Origin of the sequence: Methylobacterium isbiliense, assembly GCF_022179325.1 — a bacterium.
Taxonomy (GTDB): domain Bacteria; phylum Pseudomonadota; class Alphaproteobacteria; order Rhizobiales; family Beijerinckiaceae; genus Methylobacterium; species Methylobacterium isbiliense.
On sequence record NZ_BPQQ01000072.1, the window covers coordinates 1 to 18,527 of the forward strand.

Genomic DNA, 18,527 nt, shown 5'->3' on the forward strand with positions numbered 1-18,527 from the left:
CCTCTCCCCGCCCGCGGGGAGAGGCGGAGATGCTCACCCATGATCAGCCAGATGACCTCGCACGACATCCTCTCCCTCCTCGCGCCCGCCTCCCTGCGCGGGCGGCTCCTGCCCGACCATCCGCTCGCCGACCTGACGTGGTTTCGCGTCGGCGGTCCCGCGCAGGTGCTGTTCACGCCCGCCGACGAGCAGGACCTCGCCGCCGCGCTGGCCGCGCTGCCGGCCGAGGTGCCCGTCACGGTGATCGGGCTCGGCTCGAACCTGATCGTGCGCGACGGCGGCGTGCCGGGCCTCGTGGTGCGGCTCGGGGGCCGAGCCTTCGGCGAGATCGCGGTCGACGGCGAGACGATCCGGGCCGGGACGGCGGTGCCGGACATGCGCCTCGCCCGCGCCGCGGCCGAGGCCGGGCTCGACGGGCTCGCCTTCTACCGCGGCATTCCCGGCTCGGTCGGCGGCGCGCTGCGCATGAATGCCGGGGCGCATGGCGGCGAGACCACGGACGTGCTGGTCGAGGCGCGCGGCGTGACCCGCACGGGCGAGATCCGGGTCTTCGCGCATGCCGACATGGGCTTCGCCTACCGGCACTCCGGTGCGCCCGGCGACGTGATCTTCACGAGCGCGCTGTTTCGCGGGCGGCCGGGCGACAAGGCCGCGATCCTCGCCGAGATGGACCGCGTCACCGCGGCCCGCGAGGCCGCCCAGCCGATCCGCGAGCGCACCGGCGGCTCGACCTTCAAGAACCCCGAGGGGGGCAAGGCGTGGCAGCTCGTCGACGCGGCCGGCTGCCGGGGCCTGCGGCGGGGCGGCGCGCAGGTCTCCGAGATGCACTGCAACTTCCTCATCAACACCGGCGGCGCCACCGCGGCCGACATCGAGGGCCTGGGCGAGGAGGTGCGCGCGCGCGTGCGGGCGCAATCCGGCGTCGACCTGCACTGGGAGATCAAGCGGATCGGCGTTCCGGCCTGATTCGGCCGCGCCCGGGGAGGCGCGGATGACGACGGCACCGGACGGCGCCGCTCCCCGGACCCTTCACATCCCCGATGCCGGAAGGCGAGCGCCCCGAGGAGGGCATCCCATGACCAAGCACGTCGCCGTCCTGATGGGCGGCTGGTCCTCCGAGCGGGAGGTCTCGCTCAATTCCGGCCGGGCCTGCGTCCGGGCGCTGGAGGAGCAGGGTTTTCGCGTCACGCCCATCGACGTGCAGCGCGATCTCGCGAACGTGCTGGCGCAGGTGAGGCCCGACGTCGCCTTCAACGCCCTGCACGGGCCCTGCGGCGAGGACGGCACCGTGCAGGGCCTGCTGGAGATCATGGCGATCCCCTACACCCATTCGGGCGTGCTCGCCTCCAGCCTCGCCATGCACAAGGAGCGCGCCAAGGTGGTGATGAAGGCGGCCGGCGTGCCGGTGCCGGACGGGCGGCTGGTGAACCGATTCGAGGCGGCGCGGCGCCACGTCCTGCCCCCGCCCTACGTGCTGAAGCCGGTCGCCGAGGGCTCCTCGATGGGCGTCGTGATCGTGCGCGAGGGCCGCACCCACCCGCCCCAGGAGGTCGGCCGCGACGACTGGTCGTTCGGCGACGAACTCCTTGCCGAAACGTACATTCCGGGCCGCGAACTGACCTGCGCGGTGATGGGCGACCGGGCCCTCGACGTCATCGACATCCGGGCCACCACCGGGGAGTGGTACGATTACGACGCCAAGTACGCGAAGGGGGGGTCGGTGCACGTGCTGCCGGCCGAAATTAAACCGAAAATTTACCAGCTGGTTCGAGAGTTGGCGTTAACGGCGCATCAAGCACTTGGCTGCCGGGGCGTGAGCCGTGCCGATCTCCGCTACGACGACACACCGGGAGGCACCGGTGCGCTCGTGGTACTGGAGGTCAACACGCAGCCCGGCATGACCGAGACGAGCCTTGTGCCGGAGATCGCAGCCCATGCCGGGTACAGTTTCGGTGAACTCGTCCGATGGATGGTGGAGGACGCTTCCCTGAACCGCTGACCGCCGCCGGTCCCGCCGGCGCGCAGGCCGGCGGTGTCGCGCCCCTTGCGGGGGCGCCCCTGCCCGGGACCCGGGCGGGTGCGGGTTTCCTGTCGCGCCGGCTGCCCCGGTTCCTGCGGCCCCGCCGCGCGTCGGTGGCGATCCCGCTGGAGCGGCGCGTGCCGCGCCTCGTGGGCACCGCCCTGGTGTTCGGCTTCTTCGGCTTCGTCGGCGCGGCGGGCTTCGTCGCCAGCGGCGCCTACGCCGAGTTCGTCGTGCGCCACGGCCGGCCCCTCGACCTCCTCGCCCGCGTGGCCGGGTTCGGCCTCGACAAGGTGACGATCGCCGGGATCGTGCAGCTGCGGCCGGCCGAGATCCTGCAGGCCGCCGGTCTCGACCAGCGCAACTCGCTGCCCTTCCTCGACGTGGTGGGCGTGCGCGACCGCCTCGCGGCGGTGCCGCTGATCGGCTCGGTCTCGGTGCGCAAGATCTATCCGCACGAACTCCTCGTCACCCTCGCCGAGCGCGAGCCGAGCGCGCTGTGGCAGCGCAACGGCGAGATCGAGGTGATCGCCGCGGACGGCACCGTCATCGACCGGATGCGCGACGGGCGCTTCGCCGCCCTGCCGCTCGTGGTCGGCGAGGAGGCCAACACCCGCACCAAGGAATACCTCGCCCTCCTCGACGCGGCCGGGCCCCTGAAGGCGCGCATCCGCGCCGGCACCCTGGTGTCGGGGCGGCGCTGGACCCTGAAGCTCGACGGGATCGACATCCGCCTGCCCGAAGCGGGCGCCCGCGAGGCGGTGACCCGCCTCGTGCGCCTCGATGCCGAGCAGCGCCTCCTCGACAAGGACATCATCGCGGTGGACCTGCGCATGCCCGACCGGGTGGTGGTGCGGCTCACCGAGGAGGGAGCCGCGGCGCGCCAGGAGGCGCAGAAGAAGAAGCCGAAGGGGAAGGGGATCGACACGTGACCCGCCCCGCTCCCCTCACCCCGTCCTCCCGGTCGAGCCTCGCATGAGCCTTCTCCAGCACGGCCTGACCCCCCGGCTGAAGCCGCTCTCGGCGCGCCGCAGCGCGACCCTCTCGGTGCTCGACATCGGCACCAGCAAGGTCGTGTGCCTCGTCGCCGAGCTGCAGCCGGTCGAGACGCTCTCGACCCTGCGCGGCCGCACGCATCTGGCGCGCATCATCGGCATCGGCCACCAGCGCTCGCTCGGCCTCAAGGGCGGCGCGGTGGTGGACCTCGAAGCTGCCGAGAACGCGATCCGCCACGCCGTCCACGCGGCCGAGCGGATGGCGAAGTGCGAGGTGCAGTCGGTCATCGTCAACCTGTCGGGCGGCCGGCTCGGCTCGCAGCATTTCGAGGCGCGCGTGCCCGTGCGCTCCGGCCCGGTGACGGGCGCCGACGTCCAGCGCGTGCTCGAAGCGGCCAGCACCCACAGCGTCAGCCCCGGCCGGGCGGTGCTGCACGCGCTGCCGACCGGCTACTCCCTCGACCAGCAGGGCGCGGTGATCGATCCCTCGGGGATGATCGGCGAGACGCTCGGCGTCGACCTGCACGTGGTCACGGCCGAGACCGCCTCGGCCCGCAACCTGATGCTGGCGGTCGAGAACTGCCACCTGCGCGTCGAGGCGGTGATCGCCACCCCCTACGCGTCGGGCCTCTCGGCCCTCGTCGACGACGAGGCGGAGATGGGCGTGGCGGTGGTGGACATGGGCGGGGGCACGACGAGCGTCGGCGTGTTCACGGGCGGCCACCTCGTGCACGTCGATGCGCTCGCGGTGGGGGGCCACCACGTCACCATGGACATCGCCCGGGGCCTCTCCACCCGGGTGGCGGCGGCCGAGCGCCTCAAGACCCTGTACGGGGCCGCGATGGCGACCGCCTCCGACGAGCGCGACATGATCGCGGTCCACGGCGTCGACGAGGACGAGCGCGACCTGCCCCACCACATCCCGAAGTCGCAGCTCGTGCGCATCATCCGCCCCCGGGTCGAGGAGGTGCTGGAACTGGTGCGCGACCGGCTGCGCAACGCGGGCTTCGCGGCCCAGGCCGGCCGCCGGGTGGTGCTGACGGGCGGCGCGAGCCAGCTCGTCGGCCTGCCCGAGGCCGCCCGCCGCATCCTCCAGGGGCAGGTCCGGATCGGCCGGCCGCTGGGCATCAGGGGTCTGCCGGAGGCCGCCAAGGGACCGGCCTTCTCGGCGGCGGTCGGCCTCCTCGTCTATCCGCAGGTCTCCCACGTCGAGCATTTCGAGCCGAAGGGGCAGGCCGGCGCGATGGGCCTTCACGGGGACGGCTACTTCTCCAGGGTCGGTCGCTGGATCCGGGAGAGCTTCTGAACGGGCAATCGGATGCCCCGGCCGGGCTTCGAGGGGCCCGCGGGGGCGAGCGGACCATTACACCGGCGCCGATCGGCGCTCACACCAAGAACATCAAGAGGCACGCGCATCATGGCCATCTCTCTGCAAGCGCCGGACATCCGGGAACTCAAGCCGCGCATCACCGTCTTCGGCGTCGGCGGCGCCGGCGGCAACGCGGTCAACAACATGATCGAGTCGGGTCTGCTCGGCTGCGAGTTCGTGGTGGCCAACACCGACGCCCAGGCGCTGACCTCCTCCAAGGCCGAGCGCGTGATCCAGATGGGCATCGGGGTGACGCAGGGCTTAGGGGCCGGCTCGCAGCCCGAGGTCGGCCGCGCGGCCGCCGAGGAGGTGATCGACGAGATCCGCGACCAGCTCTCGGGCGCCCACATGTGCTTCATCACCGCCGGCATGGGCGGCGGCACCGGCACGGGCGCGGCGCCCGTCATCGCCCGGGCCGCCCGCGACATGGGCATCCTGACGGTCGGCGTGGTGACGAAGCCCTTCCAGTTCGAGGGCGTGCGCCGCATGCGCACCGCGGATGCGGGCATCTCCGAGCTGCAGGCCGCGGTCGACACGCTGATCGTGATCCCCAACCAGAACCTCTTCCGGGTGGCCAACGAGAAGACGACCTTCGCGGACGCCTTCGCGATGGCCGACCAGGTGCTCTACTCGGGCGTGGCCTGCATCACCGACCTGATGGTGAAGGAGGGGCTCATCAACCTCGACTTCGCCGACGTGCGCGCGATCATGCGCGGCATGGGCAAGGCGATGATGGGCACCGGCGAGGCGTCGGGCGAGAACCGCGCCAACCGGGCCGCGGAGGCCGCGATCGCCAACCCGCTCCTCGACGACGTCTCGATGAAGGGCGCCCGCGGCCTCTTGATCTCGATCACCGGCGGCAACGACCTCACCCTCTACGAACTCGACGAGGCGGCCACCCGCATCCGCGAGGAGGTCGATCCGGACGCCAACATCATCCTGGGCGCCACCTTCGACGAGAGCCTCGACGGCATCATCCGGGTGTCGGTGGTGGCCACCGGCATCGAGCCGGCCTTGATCACCGCGCACGCGGTCAATGCGCCCGACCTCGCCCAGACCGAGCAGCGCATCGCCGAGGTGGCCGACCGGCTCCGCGCCGAGGCGCGGGCCCGCGCCAACCAGGCGCCGCAGGCCGCGAGCCCGGTCCGCCCCGCCCCGGCCCACGAGTCGGCCCAGATGCCGGCCCAGGCGCCGGTCGCCCCGTCGCAGGCCCTGCATGCCGAGCCCGTGCGGGCCGAGCTGCCGCACCCCCAGCCGGTGATGCGCGACGACGTGCAGATCGCCCCGGTCCAGCCGCGGATGCCGGCCTACGAGCCGCCGGCCCCGCAGCCGGTCGCCGAGCCGCCGATGACCTCGGCCTCCGCGCCGTTCATCCCGCCCTCGCCGCAGGTGGTGCGCGCCCCCCGGATGCCGCGGGTGCAGGACCTGCCGCTGCCGGCCCAGAACCAGATCCGCGCCAGCCGCGGCGAGGAGCCGGTGCCCCAGCAGGCGGCGCCGGACGTCAAGCGCACCTCGCTGCTGCGCCGCCTCGCCACCGTCGGCTTCGGCGGCCGGCGCGACGAGGAGGTCGCCCCGGCCCATCCGGCGCAGGCCCCCGCCCCGCAGGCGATGCTGCCCCAGCAGGCCGCCCCGCCGCGCGCGCCCCAGGCGGCCCTCGCGGCGCCCGCGCCGCGCGCCCCGCTCCCGCAGGGCTATGCGCCGCAGCCCCAGCCGCACCAGCCCCATGCGCATCAGCCCCACCCGCACCCGGTCCACGCGCCGCAGGCGCCCCTGGGCTACCGTCCGGCGCAGGGCAACCTCGACCCGCAGGGCCGCCCCGTTCCGGCCGCACGGATGATGGATGACGACCAGCTGGAGATCCCGGCCTTCCTGCGCCGGCAAGCCAACTGAGCGGCCCGCCCGCGGCTCCGCCAGGCGCCGCGGGCCCTCCCGCAACGGCATCCGAGACCGCCACTGGCGCTTTTCGGCCACACCCCGGGATCCCGCGATCCCGGGGTTTAAGTGCTTGTTTAAGACTCTGCGCGACAAGGGTTTTCGGCGGGTGAAGACCCGCCCCCGGGTTGTTACAGAGCGTAAGAATCCGTGATTTGGCCGCGCTTTTGAGCGCGACTATAGCTGTCCTCACACGAAAGACGGCGCGGGCCCGGACCGGCACCAGCGCTCAAGGGGCTTCAAACAGCGGATGGGTCTCACTCGAGCGTGTTCCCAAGCGGGGCGCGGCGGTGGATCGCGTCCGGGGGCTGAAGAATGAGAACAAGTCAACAGACGACCCTTCGTTCGGCCGTGAGCCTCTCGGGCATCGGCGTCCATTCCGGGAATCCGGTCAGCATCACGCTCCATCCCCGCGAGGCCAACGACGGCATCGAGTTCCTGAGGACCAGGATGCCCGGCGGGCGGGACCGGCTCATCAAGGCCCACCACAGCCAGGTCTCCGCCACCGAACTCTGCACCGTGATCGGCGACCGCCACACCGGCGCCGTCGCCACCATCGAGCACCTGATGTCCGCGCTGCGCGGACTGGGCATCGACAACGTCCTCGTCGAGATCGACGGCCCCGAGATGCCGATCCTCGACGGATCGAGCGCCCCCTTCGTGGCCGCCATCGACACGGTCGGAATCGCCACCTGCGGCGCCCCGCGCCGCTTCATCAAGATCCTCAAGCCCGTCCGGGCCGAGAAGGGCCGCGCCTTCGCCGAATTGCGGCCCTACGAGCGCGGCTTCCGCCTCGACGTCGAGATCGACTTCGAGAGCCCGGTGATCGGCCGCAGCCGCAAGAGCCTCGACCTCACCCCCGCCGCCTATCGCCGCGAGATCGCCCGCGCCCGCACCTTCGGGATGATGCGCGACGTCGAGCGCTACTGGAAGGCCGGCTTCGCGCTCGGCGCCTCGCTGGAGAACACCGTCGCGGTGGGCGACGGCGGCGTCGTCAACCCGGAAGGCCTGCGCTACCCGGACGAGTTCGTCCGCCACAAGCTCCTCGACGCGGTCGGCGACCTCGCTCTCGCCGGCCTGCCGATCCTCGGCGCCTATCGCTCCTATTGCGGCGGCCACGGCCTCAACGTCGCGGTCCTCGACGCCCTCTTCGCCGACCGCACCAGCTACGCCCTCGTCGAGGGCGCGAGCGCCCGCCGCGAGCCGGTCCTGGCCGATCTCGGGGCCGCCCTGGGCGCGGCGGCCTACGCCCCCGACCTCTGATCCCCGGCGGGTTGCGCGAAAGCCACAGGCGGCGGATTTCCGGTTCGTTCACGGGTGCTTAACCCCCGATCCGAAGGACCCTGCCCCGGGCTGCGCCGTTTTCGCGCCCTATTCGCCGCCCAAAGCTTCGAGCGTACCGGCCGCCCCGCGGAACCCGCAGGCGCTCCGGCCGGAACCGACCACGACAACACCGGCGTGCCCGACGGCCGCCTGCTTGGGGAAGAACCCGCATGCCTCTCGCCTCCTCGCTCCGCGGTGCGAAGGGTACCGTTCTGCGCGTCGCGCTGCTCGCGGCGTGCGGCGCCGGCCTCGCGGGCTGCGACGCCCTCGATTCGATCAACCCGTTCGGACCCGAGAAGTACAAGCCCGAGGTCATCGCCCGCGTCCCCGCGGACAAGATGTACAGCGAAGGGCTGGCCAAGCTGGAGGACCGCGACTACGAGGCCGCGACCAAGAAGTTCGAGAACCTCGACAAGGAGTACGCCTACTCCGACTGGTCGCGGAAGGCGGTGCTGATGACCGCCTACTCCAACTACGAGAGCGCCCGCTACGAGGACGCGATCTCGGCCTCCAAGCGCTACCTGCAGCGTCACCCCGGCAGCAAGGACGCGGCCTACGCGCAGTATCTGCTGGCGATGTCGCACTACAAGCAGATCCCCGACGTGACCCGCGACCAGGAGCGGTCCGAGCGCGCCCTCGTCGCCCTGCAGGAGCTGGTGCAGAAGTACCCGACCTCCGAATACGCGGCGGATGCGAAGGCCAAGATCCAGATCACCCGCGACCAGCTCGCCGGCAAGGAGATGGCGGTCGGCCGCTACTACCTGGAGCGGCGCAACTTCCCGGCGGCGATCAACCGCTTCCGCGACGTGGTGAGCAAGTACCAGACGACCCGCCACGCCGAGGAGGCGCTGGAGCGTCTCGTCGAGGCCTACATGGCGCTCGGCATCGTCGCCGAGGCGCAGACCGCCGCCGCGGTGCTCGCCCACAACTTCCCCGACTCGCCCTGGTACAAGGACGCCTACGCGCTCCTCCAGAGCGGCGGCCTGGAGCCGCGTGAGGAAAAGTCCTCGTGGATCAGCAAGGCGTTCCGCGGCATCATCGGGATCGAGACCCGCACCGCCGAAGCCCAGTGAGCGCCGCCCGGGGAGGGCCGGCCCCCGCCTCCCGCCGGGAGGAGCGGTCCTCCTCCGCCAGGCCCGCGGATTTCGCGCGATGCGGCCGCGGCACCCCTCGCGCCGGCGGCCGGCTGCCTGTAGACAGCATCGGGATCCTCACCTCGTAGAGAGTCTGCACAGGCGGCATGCTGGTTCAGCTCGCCATCCGCGACATCGTCCTGATCGACAAGCTTGAGCTGAACTTCCGCGACGGCCTCAGCGTGCTGACCGGCGAGACGGGTGCCGGCAAGTCGATCCTCCTCGACGCCTTCACGCTCGCGCTCGGCGGGCGCGGCGACGGCCGCCTCGTGCGCCACGGCGAGGCGCAGGGGCAGGTCACGGCGGTGTTCGACATCGCGCCCGATCACCCCGCCCGGGCCGTCGCGGCCGCGGCCGACCTCGACACCGAGGGCGACCTCGTGCTGCGCCGCGTCCAGGTCGCGGACGGGCGCACCCGCGCCTTCGTCAACGACCAGCCGGTGGGCGTGCAGGTGCTGCGCGCTATCGGCGCGGCGCTGGTCGAGATCCACGGTCAGCACGACGACCGGGCGCTCGCCGACCCCACCACCCACCGCGCCATCCTGGACGCCTTCGGCAACCTGCAGGCCGCGCAAGCCGGCGTGGCGGAGGCCGCGCGCCGGGTGCGGCAGGCGCGAAGCGCGCTCGCCGAGCACCGCGCCCGGGTCGAGGCCGCCCGCAAGGAGGCCGACTTCCTGCGCCACGCCGTAGAGGAGCTGGGTAGCCTCGACCCGAAGTCGGGAGAGGAGGCCGACCTCGCCGAGCGCCGCACCGGCATGCAGCAGGGCGAGAAGGTCGCCCGCGACCTCAACGAGGCCCTCGATGCGGTGGGCGGCCAGGGCTCGCCGGCGGCCCATCTCTCGTCGGCCCTGCGCAAGCTGGAGCGCCGGGCCGCGCAGGCGCCGGGCCTCGTCGACCCCTGCGTCGCCGCCCTCGACGCGGCGCTCGTCGCCCTCGACGAGGCCCGCAACACCCTGGAGGATGCGCTTCAGGCCGCGGAGTTCGACCCGCGCGAGCTGGAGCGGGTCGAGGAACGCCTCTTCTCGCTGCGGGCCGCGGCCCGCAAATACGACGTCGCGGCCGACGACCTCGCCGCCCTGCGCGAGCGCTACGCCGCCGACGTGGCGGCGATCGATGCGGGCGAGGAGACGCTGGCGCGGCTCGAATCCGACCTCGCCGCGGCCGAGGACGCCTACCTCGCCAAGGCCCGCGCCCTGAGCCAGGGCCGCCGCAAGGCCGCGCTCAAGCTCGACAAGGCCGTCCAGGCCGAGCTGCCGCCGCTGAAGCTCGAACGCGCCCGCTTCATCACCGAGACCGCCACCGACGAGGACAGCCGCGATCCCGCCGGCCTCGACCGGGTGGAGTTCTGGGCGCAGACCAACCCCGGCACCCGCCCGGGGCCGATGATGAAGGTGGCGTCCGGGGGCGAGCTGTCGCGCTTCATGCTCGCTCTCAAGGTCGTGCTGGCCGACAAGGGCTCGGCCCCCACCCTGATCTTCGACGAGATCGACACCGGGGTCGGCGGCGCCGTCGCGGACGCGATCGGCGCGCGCCTCGCCCGCCTCGCGGAGCGGGTGCAGGTGGTGGCGGTGACGCACGCCCCGCAGGTCGCCGCCCGCGCCGCCACCCACTTCCTGATCGCCAAGGAGGCGGTGAAGGGATCCGACCGCGTCGCGACCCGGGTGAACCTGCTCGCCGCCGCGCCGCGCCGCGAGGAGATCGCCCGCATGCTCGCCGGCGCCACCGTGACCGAGGAGGCCCGGGCCGCCGCCGCCCGTCTGCTCCAGGCCGCGGAGGCGTGAGCCGCGGCGTCCGGCTGCCTTCGCAGCGCCTGGACCGCGCCGGTGCGAATGGTTAAGCTGGTGTCAGCCGAATCGCTGCCGCCTGCCTGTTTCGCGGCATCATGGTGAACAAAGCGGAAAATTAACCGATTCTTTACCATGCGGGGCCGACACTCGGCGACGCAGGGATCGTCTGTTGCCGGGAAGCCCCCTGCCATGCGAGCGGGAGCGAACGCGATGAAGCCGGAAGCCGTCACGTCGACCGAGACGCCGACACGGGTGCTCGCCTCGCTCGGCGCCGAGATCCGGCGCCGCCTCGGCCACGGATTGCGCAGCGTCTACGAGCGGACGAGCGACGGGCTCCCGCTCACCACCGAGCAGATCCAGCTCCTCCTGCGCCTGCGCCATCGCGAGCGCGACCTGCAGCGCTCGCGCTGAGGCGCGTCAGCCGCCCTTGCTGGCGGTGGAGGCGGCGGGCGCCTCGCCCGGAAGCACGAAGACCTGCCCCGGATAGATGCGGTGCGGGTTGCGGATCTGCTCCTGATTGGCCCCGAAGATCACCGTGTAGCGGGTGCCGCGCCCATAGGCCTTCCGGCTGATCGTCCACAGGTTGTCGCCGCGGGCGACCGTGGCCGTGCTGACCCCGGGGACGAACACCGTGCCGGGTTCTTGACCGGGTTCTTGGCCGGGTTCGTGCGCCCGGCCGGCCTCGGCAGGCTTCGGCGCGAGCGCCGCATCCGCGACGGGCGTGTGCGGACCGGCCGGCCCCTGCGGCGCCGCCGGCCGCTTCGACGCCTCCGCACCCCGTGCCGCGTCGTCGGCGCGGGTCGGTGCGGCCGATCCGCCCGGCTTGGCGGTGTCGTGCTTGGCGGTGTCGTGCCTGCCGGGTTCGGCCGGCTTGGCTGATGGAACCGGCCTGGGCAAAGCGGCGGAGATCCCCGGATCGGAACGGGCCGCCTCCTTGGACGGCTCGACCGGCTTGGCGGCCAGTATCTCGGGTGGCGTGCGGGGGGCTGCCGCCGGTGCCTTGACGGGCCCGACCGGCTTGGCGGGCTCGGCGGCCGCCACGTCCAGCGTCGCCGGCACCGCGAACTTGACCTCGGACCGCGCCTTCACGCTGCCGGAGGCGGGGTCGACCTGATCGATGCGCACCCGGTAGTCGCCGGGCCGCACGCCGCGGCCGATCGCGAAGGCGATGCGGCCGTCCGGCCCCGCCTGCCCGGGGGCGATGAGCGTGTCGTTGAGATAGAGCCGCACCGCCGCGCCCGGGGCACCCCGGGCGCTGACGAACAGCTTGCCGCCGGCCTCGGCATCGACGCTCACGACCTTGATCGGCGTGGTGCCGGACGGGATCTCGGGCGCGGGCGGCGCGGCGGCGCGGCCCGCCGCCGGCGGCCGCAGCGGCTCGGCCTCGGGCCGCGACAGCACCTCGGTGGGCCGGCCCGGCGCCGTCATGGCGACCAGGGGCTTGCCGCGGCGGTCGGGCGCCAGCGCCACCACGGCGCTCTCGACGCCCGCGAGCTTCGTGCCGTCCGGCGCCACGCTGCGCAGGGTGATCTCGCTGTTGCCGGCGGGCAGGGGCGGGGGCGTCAGCGCGAAGTTGCCGGCCGGGTCCGCGGTCGTGCGGGCGAAGACCTCGCCGTTGCGCAGGATCTCCACCTGCGCGCCCGGCAGGGCCTGGCCGGCGATCACGCTGTCGCCCTCGGGCTCGATCCGGATGACGTCGAAGCTCGGGCTGCGCGCCGGTTCGGGCTTCGCCTCGGCCTTGGTTTCGGCCTGAGTTCCGGACTTGGGCGCGGCCTCCGGCAGCGCGGCGATGCGCCGCTCGGAGGCGGGATCCTCGACGCCGGGGGCAGGGGAGGGCGCTCCGCCGAGGGACAGCAGGCGCGTGCCGCTGGCGACCACGCCGATCAGCACGAAGCCGCTCACCAAACCGACGACCGCGAGATAGATCCCGCGCCGCAACTCCGCCGTCATGGCGCACCACTCCCGATCCCGCCGGCTCCTCCACCGGTCCGATGTCGGCCGCGGCATCCGGCGCGCGGTACGCCTTCAGGTCGACAACGCTGCAGCATCCCGGCCATAGTATCAGGCCTGTCGCGAAGACACCAAGCTGCGGCGCTCCTCCCCGTCGGACGGGACACGGATTTTGGACCGAATCTTGCGCGGTATGGCCTGACCGCCCCGCTGAGCAAGGGGATTGGGCGAGGGGGACCACGAGACGCAGCGGAAGAGTGCGGAGCATCGATGCGAACGGTTTGCGTGTATTGCGGCTCGGGCTTCGGCACCGATCCGGCCTTCCGGGAGGCCGCCCGGAGCCTCGGCCGCGCCCTGGCGGAGGCCGGGATCGGGCTCGTCTACGGCGGCGGCAATGTCGGCCTGATGGGCACGGTGGCGGGGGCCGTCCTCGATCACGGCGGCCACGTCACGGGCATCATCCCGGACTTCCTGAAATCCCGCGAGCGCATGCTCGACGACGTGCAGGAGACCATCGTCGTGCCGGACATGCACACCCGCAAGCGGCTGATGTTCGAGCGCTCCGATGCCTTCGTGGCCATGCCGGGCGGCATCGGCACCCTGGAGGAGCTGGTCGAGCAGATGACCTGGGCGCAGCTCGGCCGGCACACCAAGCCGATCCTGCTGCTCTCGGTGGCCGGGTTCTGGACGCCGCTGCTCACCCTGCTCGACCACATGCGCCGCAACGGCTTCATCCGCGAGGGGCTGGACCTCAACTACCTCGTGGCGCACCGGTCCGACGAGGTCGTGCCGATGCTGCGCGACGCCGTGCGCCACGCCCCAACCCGCCCCGAGGCGGACGCGCTGATCGAGGAGCGGTTCTGAGGCCCGCGGCCGCGAGCCGGATCAGCGGCCCGGCATCCGCGACGATGATCGGCCGGCGGTCCGCCGGTGCGATCACGGGGTGGCGGTCCAGGTCGTGGTGCCGTCCTTGTTGTCCTTCACGGTGACGCCGAGCGCGGCGAGCGCGTCCCGCAGACGATCGGATTCGGCCCAGTTCTTCGCCGACCGGGCCGCACCCCGCTCGGCGATCAGCCGCTCGACCGCCGCGACGTCGAGGCCCGAGGCGGCGACGGCCGCCTGCTCGCGCGCCGAGCGGGTCGTTTGCAGGAAACCCAACGCGCCCGCGCCGGCCTTCAAGGCCGCCGGATCGTCCAGGCGGTGCAGCTCGCTCAGGGCCGCCGGGGTGTTGAGGTCGTCGAGGAGCGCCTCGCGGACCGGGCCGGGCAGGTCGGCCGCCGGGGCGGCGTCGCCGACCGCCGCGTACCAGCGCTCCAGGGTCCGGCCCGCCTCCTCCAGCCCCCGCAGCGTCCAGTCGATCGGCTGGCGGTAATGCGTGCGCAGCATGGCGAGGCGCACGACCTCGCCCGGCCAGTCGGCCAGCACCTCCCGCAGGGTCACGAAGTTGCCGAGCGACTTCGACATCTTCTCCCCCTCGACCTGCAGGAAGCCGTTGTGGAGCCAGACATGCGCCATCACCGGCGTCCCGAAGCAGCAGCGCGACTGCGCCACCTCGTTCTCGTGGTGCGGAAAGACGAGGTCGATGCCGCCCGCGTGGATGTCGAAGGTCTCGCCGAGATGCTTCCACGACATCGCCGAGCACTCGATGTGCCAGCCGGGGCGGCCCGGTGCGGCGATCCCGCAGGGCGACGGCCACGCCGGCTCGCCGGGCTTCGAGGGCTTCCAGAGCACGAAGTCGAGGGCCGAGCGCTTGTAGGGAGCGACGTCGACCCGCGCGCCGGCCTCCATCTCGTCGAGGGGCCGCTTCGAGAGCGTGCCGTATTCGGGCATCGAGGGCACGTCGAACAGCACGTGGTCCTCGGCCACGTAGGCGTGGCCGGCCGCGACGAGCCGCTCGGCCATCTCGACCATCTCGCGGATGTGGTCGGTGGCGCGCGGCTCGATGAAGACCGCCCGGCCGCCCGGCCGGTTCACGTCCTCCGGCATCAGCACGCCGAGCGCCCGCAGATCCCGGTGGAAGGCCGCGAGCGTCTCGTCCGTGAGGGTGCGGATCGAGATGCCGCGCTCGGCCGCGCGCGCGTTGATCTTGTCGTCCACGTCCGTGACGTTGCGGACATAGGTGACGCGCGCCTCGCCGTAGAGCCGGCGCAGCAGGCGGAAGAGCAGGTCGAAGACGATGATCGGCCGCGCGTTGCCGATATGGGCCGCGTCGTAGACCGTGGGGCCGCAGGCATACATCCGCACGTTGCCCGGATCGATCGGGGCGAACGGCTCCTTGGCCCGGCTGAGCGTGTTGTAGAGGCGCAACAACGGGGCCATGAAACACCTTCGCGTCGATGGAGGCCGCGCCCGCTCCGGAGCGCTCTGGCCACGCTTCTAACTCGTTGCCGCGCCGTCCGTCCCGGTGCCGGACGGGCCATCCGGCGGGGCGCGCCGCGTCCGCCGATTCCCGCTCCTGTTGCAGCGGCGAGACGCCGTCCGCGGCCGATCCGGGTTAGCTCAATTCCGCGCGCTTTTCGAGAAGCGGCCGCGGCGATTCGGGGAAGTCGATCGCCCGCCCGGCGGAATCGGAACGCATGCAGCTTCGGTTGAAGCTTTCTTTACCGAACGCTCACAGTCTCCAAGCGCTCAGACGATCCGGAAGGCACCCCCATGCGTCGCATCCTCGCCGTCCTCGGAACTCTCGGTCCCCTGGTCCTCGCCGCTCCGGTGCTGGCCGGCGAAACCGCGGCCACGTCCGGCGTCGAGAAGACCTTCCTGATCCCGTCGAGCGACGGCTACGGCGTCGCCGAGTGCCTCAGCATCGGGGCGGGCGAGTGCGGCCAGGTGGTCGCCGACGCGTGGTGCGAGTCGCAGGGCTACGCCCGGGCCGCCTCCTTCGGCACCGCCGCGCAGGACGAGTATACCGGCGCCATCGACGCGCCCCCGGTCGCCCGCGCGGCCGATCGTCCGATCCGCATCACCTGCAGGGACTGACCTGCAAGGATTGAGGCGCCGGACCGGCTCCCTATCCCTTCAGGAAGTCGCCGCATTTCGGCGGCGGCTCGGTGCCCCACGGCATCAGCGGCACGGTCGAGGTCGAGTTCTTGGGTGAGCCCTCGATCACCTTGTCCGAATAGACCATGTAGACCAGGGTATTGCGCTTGGCGTCGCAGCCCCGCACGATCTGCATGCTCTTGAAGATCAGCGAGCGGCGCTCGCTGAACACCACCTCGCCCTGCGTCAGCTTGCGCTTGATCTGGACCGGCCCGACCTGCCGGCAGGCGAGCGAGATGTCCGAGACCTCCTCGGCCAGCCCCAGCGTGCCCTTGATGCCGCCCTTCTCGGGCAGGGTGTAGTGGCAGGCGACGCCCGCCACGTCGGGGTCGTCGATCCCGTAGACGACCAGCTTGTCGTTCGGCGTCAGCGGGCGCCACACCGTCGACTTGTCGAAGATCCGGTCCGGCTCCTGCGCCAGGGCCCGAGACCCCGCGAGACCGAACCACGCCGCCGTCCCTGCCGCCAGACACGCCGCCATGAGACCGTGCCGCCACACCATTCGCCTGATCCCCGTCAAAGCCTCGTTAACGCATGTAGGGAGGCTGTCGCGCCGCCGCGAGGGCGGGTAGAACGATGGCGGTTCCGCGGTCGAGCTTTCGCGGGACGCCTTCGCCCGGACCCCCGCGGCCCGGCTCCGCTTCCTCCGTTGCGCCCAGACACCATGCCGCTGTCTCGCCTGCTCGTCCGGCTGCTCGCCGGTCTCGTCGCCGCGACCGCCCTCGTGCAAGGCGCGCGCGCGGAGCCGAATCCGGCCGCCTGCCAGCGCTACCGCGCCGAACTCGCCAACCTGCAGCGGGACTCCAACCGCGGGCAGGTGGAGGAGATCCAGCGCCTCGTGGCCTATCGCAACTCGATCGGCTGCGAGGGCGGCAAGTTCCTGTTCTTCGACATGCGCCCGCCGCAATGCGCACAGGTCGAGAGCCGCATCCGCGCCCTCAACAGCGGCTACGGGGCGGGCGCCACCCAGGTCTCGGATGCCCGGCGCGAGCAGCTCGTGGCCGCGGTGCGCGACGCCTGCGCGGGCCTGCCCTCCGCCACCAAGCCCGCCGACGGATTCGCCCGCGGCGGCGGCCAGGTGATCTGCGTGCGGCTGTGCGACGGCGCCTATTTCCCGATGCCGAACCTGCCGGACGGCCGGGAGGGCGCGGACGAGATGTGCAAGGCGCTCTGCCCCGGCACCGAGGCCGCGGCCTATTCGATGCCTGCCGCCGACAACGGCCTGCATCAGGCCGCCGCGATCCAGACGAGGCGCGCCTACGCGGCCCTGCCGAACGCCTTCAAGTTCCAGAAGGCCTTCGTGCCGAACTGCTCCTGCAAGGGGCAGGGGCAGACCTGGGCGCAGGCCCTGGTCAAGGCCGAGAGCATGCTGGTGCGCCACAAGGGCGATATCTTCGTCACCCCCGCCCAGGCCGAGGCGCTGTCGCGGCCGAAGGTCCGCCTGACGCTCGTCGGCCGCGCCGACAAGGCGGCCGCCACGCTGGCGGCCACCGCCGCGGCCCGCAACGGCCTCGACGAGCCGGGCGAGGCGCCGGCCGGACCGTCACGGCCCGCGGGTCCGGAGGAGAAGCCCGCCATCCGCGTCATCGCGCCGGACGTGGTGCCGGTGCCGGCCGGCGTGGGCGGCCCGCAGGCCGCGGGTCCCGCCGTCGCCTCGCCGGGGACGGCGCCCGTCGCGACGCCCTGATGCCAACGGCCCAAGATGCTGACGCGTCGGGCCGTTGCGTTTTCTCGCATTTTCGACATCAAGCCGAGGGCCTGAAGCTAAGGGCTTGGCGACACGTCGAGAGCGGCACAACGGCCATCGGTCATGACCGCCGGCATAGTCCCGCATGGGCGCCGTGCGGGATCACCATCGTGAGGTGCGGCGCTCAGAGCGGCGCCAGCCCCGCCTCGATCTCGGCCCGCCGCGGCTCCAGGAAGGGCGGCAGGGCGAGGCGCTCGCCGAGGTGCTCCAGAGGCTCGTCGGTGGCGAAGCCGGGGCCGTCGGTGGCGATCTCGAACAGGATGCCGTTCGGCTCCCGGAAGTAGAGGCTGCGGAAGTAGTAGCGGTCCACCGGCCCGCTCGTCGGCACCCGCAGGCGGCGCAGCCGCTCGCTCCAGTCGTCGTAGGCCGCGTCCGGGATGCGGAAGGCGACGTGGTGGACCCCGCCGGCGCCCTGCCGGGCGGGGCCGAGATCCGGCTCGGCCACCACGTGCAGTTCCGCCGCGGGGCCGCCCTCGCCCATCGCGTAGACCTGCACCGGGCGCTCCGCCGAGGCCTCGGCCGCCGCATCGCCCGCCGCGTAGGCGCGCACCGGCCGCAGGCCGAGCACGCCGGTCAGCACCGCCTCGGTGAGGCGCGGGTCGGCGACGCTGAGGAGGACCGGGCCGAGGCCGCGGATCTGGTGCGCCGCCGGCACGGGGCTTCCCGCCCAGGGGTGGCTCGGGCCGGCGCCGCGATCGTCCACGAGGCTGAGGCGCTGCCCCTCCGGATCCTCGAAGTCGAGGGTGAGGCGCCCGTCGCGCTCCACCGGCAGGCGGTGCGTCACGCCCTGGCGGGCGAGGTGTTCGCGCCACCACGCGATCGTCCCGGCCCCCGAGACGCGCAGCATCGTGCGGGCGATGCTGTTGGTGCCGCGCCGCTCGCGCGGCGCCGGCCAATCGAAGAAGGTGAGGTCGGAGCCCGGGGAGGCGAGCCCGTCGGCGTAGAACAGGTGGTAGGCCGAGACGTCGTCCTGGTTGACGGTCTTCTTCACCAGCCGCAGGCCGAGCACCCGCGTGTAGAAGGCGAGATTGTCCGCGGCCCGGGCCGTCACGGCGGTGAGGTGGTGGATTCCGGTGAGTTGCATCGGCGTGGCCTCCGAGCGTGATCCTGGATCGTCTTCCTTGCGCCCTCCGGCGGCCCGGAGCCAGCCCCGGCGCGCCAGGGCGCGTTTGCACGGCCGCAAACGGCCGCAAGCGGCGGTCTCGCTTGCGCCGCCCCGTCCCGCCCGCCATGAG

General features: G+C 72.7%; 16 protein-coding genes. 12 read left to right on the forward strand and 4 right to left on the reverse strand.

What is annotated here, in order from left to right:
* Positions 1-51: 51 nt before the first annotated feature.
* The 9 genes from murB to MFF61_RS26530 all read left to right on the forward strand — a co-directional run bounded on the left by murB (position 52) and on the right by MFF61_RS26530 (position 10,970).
* Positions 52-966 carry a UDP-N-acetylmuramate dehydrogenase gene (gene murB / locus MFF61_RS26490; RefSeq protein ID WP_238240727.1) on the forward strand — a complete coding sequence of 305 codons (915 nt, stop codon included), beginning with the start codon at positions 52-54 and terminating at the stop codon, positions 964-966.
* Between the two features lie 109 nt (positions 967-1,075).
* Positions 1,076-1,999, forward strand: coding sequence for a D-alanine--D-alanine ligase (locus tag MFF61_RS26495; RefSeq protein WP_238240692.1), 924 nt, complete (start codon positions 1,076-1,078; stop codon positions 1,997-1,999).
* Positions 1,966-2,952 (forward strand): cell division protein FtsQ/DivIB, encoded by a 987-nt coding sequence (locus MFF61_RS26500; protein ID WP_238240693.1) that lies wholly within the window; start codon positions 1,966-1,968, stop codon positions 2,950-2,952. Before MFF61_RS26495 ends, MFF61_RS26500 begins: the two co-directional genes overlap by 34 nt.
* A gap of 43 nt (positions 2,953-2,995) precedes the next feature.
* Positions 2,996-4,321 (forward strand): cell division protein FtsA, encoded by a 1,326-nt coding sequence (ftsA, locus tag MFF61_RS26505; RefSeq protein WP_238240694.1) that lies wholly within the window; start codon positions 2,996-2,998, stop codon positions 4,319-4,321.
* A gap of 111 nt (positions 4,322-4,432) precedes the next feature.
* Entirely contained in the window at positions 4,433-6,274 is a 1,842-nt protein-coding gene (ftsZ, locus tag MFF61_RS26510; protein ID WP_238240695.1) for a cell division protein FtsZ, read from the forward strand.
* A gap of 357 nt (positions 6,275-6,631) precedes the next feature.
* Entirely contained in the window at positions 6,632-7,579 is a 948-nt protein-coding gene (gene lpxC, locus MFF61_RS26515) for a UDP-3-O-acyl-N-acetylglucosamine deacetylase (RefSeq protein WP_238240696.1), read from the forward strand.
* A gap of 230 nt (positions 7,580-7,809) precedes the next feature.
* A complete protein-coding gene (locus MFF61_RS26520) occupies positions 7,810-8,712 on the forward strand; it encodes an outer membrane protein assembly factor BamD (RefSeq protein WP_238240697.1) in 903 nt (300 codons plus the stop codon).
* A 167-nt stretch (positions 8,713-8,879) separates the two neighbouring features.
* Entirely contained in the window at positions 8,880-10,553 is a 1,674-nt protein-coding gene (gene recN, locus MFF61_RS26525) for a DNA repair protein RecN (RefSeq protein ID WP_238240698.1), read from the forward strand.
* 216 nt (positions 10,554-10,769) lie between these two features.
* Positions 10,770-10,970 (forward strand): hypothetical protein, encoded by a 201-nt coding sequence (locus tag MFF61_RS26530; protein WP_238240699.1) that lies wholly within the window; start codon positions 10,770-10,772, stop codon positions 10,968-10,970.
* Positions 10,971-10,976: 6 nt separating this feature from the next.
* Here MFF61_RS26530 and MFF61_RS26535 read toward each other — a convergent pair whose 3' ends face one another.
* Complete coding sequence (locus MFF61_RS26535; protein ID WP_238240700.1) at positions 10,977-12,509, reverse strand: LysM peptidoglycan-binding domain-containing protein; 1,533 nt, start codon at positions 12,507-12,509, stop codon at positions 10,977-10,979.
* 270 nt (positions 12,510-12,779) lie between these two features.
* Here MFF61_RS26535 and MFF61_RS26540 point away from each other — a divergent pair, with 270 nt between their 5' ends.
* A complete protein-coding gene (locus tag MFF61_RS26540; protein ID WP_238240701.1) occupies positions 12,780-13,373 on the forward strand; it encodes an LOG family protein in 594 nt (197 codons plus the stop codon).
* A gap of 72 nt (positions 13,374-13,445) precedes the next feature.
* Here the strand turns inward: MFF61_RS26540 and cysS are convergent, their stop codons facing one another.
* Complete coding sequence (cysS, locus tag MFF61_RS26545) at positions 13,446-14,828, reverse strand: cysteine--tRNA ligase (protein WP_238240702.1); 1,383 nt, start codon at positions 14,826-14,828, stop codon at positions 13,446-13,448.
* 333 nt (positions 14,829-15,161) lie between these two features.
* On the opposite strand from cysS, the gene MFF61_RS26550 reads away from it, so the two are divergent.
* Entirely contained in the window at positions 15,162-15,485 is a 324-nt protein-coding gene (locus MFF61_RS26550) for a hypothetical protein (protein WP_238240703.1), read from the forward strand.
* A 31-nt stretch (positions 15,486-15,516) separates the two neighbouring features.
* On the opposite strand, the gene MFF61_RS26555 is transcribed toward MFF61_RS26550, so the two are convergent.
* Entirely contained in the window at positions 15,517-16,047 is a 531-nt protein-coding gene (locus tag MFF61_RS26555; RefSeq protein ID WP_238240704.1) for a CreA family protein, read from the reverse strand.
* Positions 16,048-16,209: 162 nt separating this feature from the next.
* Between MFF61_RS26555 and MFF61_RS26560 the strand changes: the two genes are divergently transcribed.
* On the forward strand, positions 16,210-17,232 hold the full coding sequence (locus MFF61_RS26560; RefSeq protein ID WP_238240705.1) for a DUF2865 domain-containing protein: 1,023 nt from the start codon (positions 16,210-16,212) through the stop codon (positions 17,230-17,232).
* A gap of 184 nt (positions 17,233-17,416) precedes the next feature.
* Here the strand turns inward: MFF61_RS26560 and MFF61_RS26565 are convergent, their stop codons facing one another.
* Complete coding sequence (locus MFF61_RS26565; protein ID WP_238240706.1) at positions 17,417-18,376, reverse strand: ring-cleaving dioxygenase; 960 nt, start codon at positions 18,374-18,376, stop codon at positions 17,417-17,419.
* Positions 18,377-18,527 lie beyond the last annotated feature (151 nt).

What these genes read in the sequence shown, in the direction of transcription:
- murB (WP_238240727.1), top strand. Translation starts at nt 52, where the DNA reads ATGACCTCGCACGACATCCTCTCCCTCCTCGCGCCCGCCTCCCTGCGC.
- MFF61_RS26495 (WP_238240692.1), top strand. Translation starts at nt 1,076, where the DNA reads ATGACCAAGCACGTCGCCGTCCTGATGGGCGGCTGGTCCTCCGAGCGG.
- MFF61_RS26500 (WP_238240693.1), top strand. Translation starts at nt 1,966, where the DNA reads ATGGATGGTGGAGGACGCTTCCCTGAACCGCTGACCGCCGCCGGTCCC.
- ftsA (WP_238240694.1), top strand. Translation starts at nt 2,996, where the DNA reads ATGAGCCTTCTCCAGCACGGCCTGACCCCCCGGCTGAAGCCGCTCTCG.
- ftsZ (WP_238240695.1), top strand. Translation starts at nt 4,433, where the DNA reads ATGGCCATCTCTCTGCAAGCGCCGGACATCCGGGAACTCAAGCCGCGC.
- lpxC (WP_238240696.1), top strand. Translation starts at nt 6,632, where the DNA reads ATGAGAACAAGTCAACAGACGACCCTTCGTTCGGCCGTGAGCCTCTCG.
- MFF61_RS26520 (WP_238240697.1), top strand. Translation starts at nt 7,810, where the DNA reads ATGCCTCTCGCCTCCTCGCTCCGCGGTGCGAAGGGTACCGTTCTGCGC.
- recN (WP_238240698.1), top strand. Translation starts at nt 8,880, where the DNA reads ATGCTGGTTCAGCTCGCCATCCGCGACATCGTCCTGATCGACAAGCTT.
- MFF61_RS26530 (WP_238240699.1), top strand. Translation starts at nt 10,770, where the DNA reads ATGAAGCCGGAAGCCGTCACGTCGACCGAGACGCCGACACGGGTGCTC.
- MFF61_RS26535 (WP_238240700.1), bottom strand. Translation starts at nt 12,509, where the DNA reads ATGACGGCGGAGTTGCGGCGCGGGATCTATCTCGCGGTCGTCGGTTTG.
- MFF61_RS26540 (WP_238240701.1), top strand. Translation starts at nt 12,780, where the DNA reads ATGCGAACGGTTTGCGTGTATTGCGGCTCGGGCTTCGGCACCGATCCG.
- cysS (WP_238240702.1), bottom strand. Translation starts at nt 14,828, where the DNA reads ATGGCCCCGTTGTTGCGCCTCTACAACACGCTCAGCCGGGCCAAGGAG.
- MFF61_RS26550 (WP_238240703.1), top strand. Translation starts at nt 15,162, where the DNA reads ATGCGTCGCATCCTCGCCGTCCTCGGAACTCTCGGTCCCCTGGTCCTC.
- MFF61_RS26555 (WP_238240704.1), bottom strand. Translation starts at nt 16,047, where the DNA reads ATGGTGTGGCGGCACGGTCTCATGGCGGCGTGTCTGGCGGCAGGGACG.
- MFF61_RS26560 (WP_238240705.1), top strand. Translation starts at nt 16,210, where the DNA reads ATGCCGCTGTCTCGCCTGCTCGTCCGGCTGCTCGCCGGTCTCGTCGCC.
- MFF61_RS26565 (WP_238240706.1), bottom strand. Translation starts at nt 18,376, where the DNA reads ATGCAACTCACCGGAATCCACCACCTCACCGCCGTGACGGCCCGGGCC.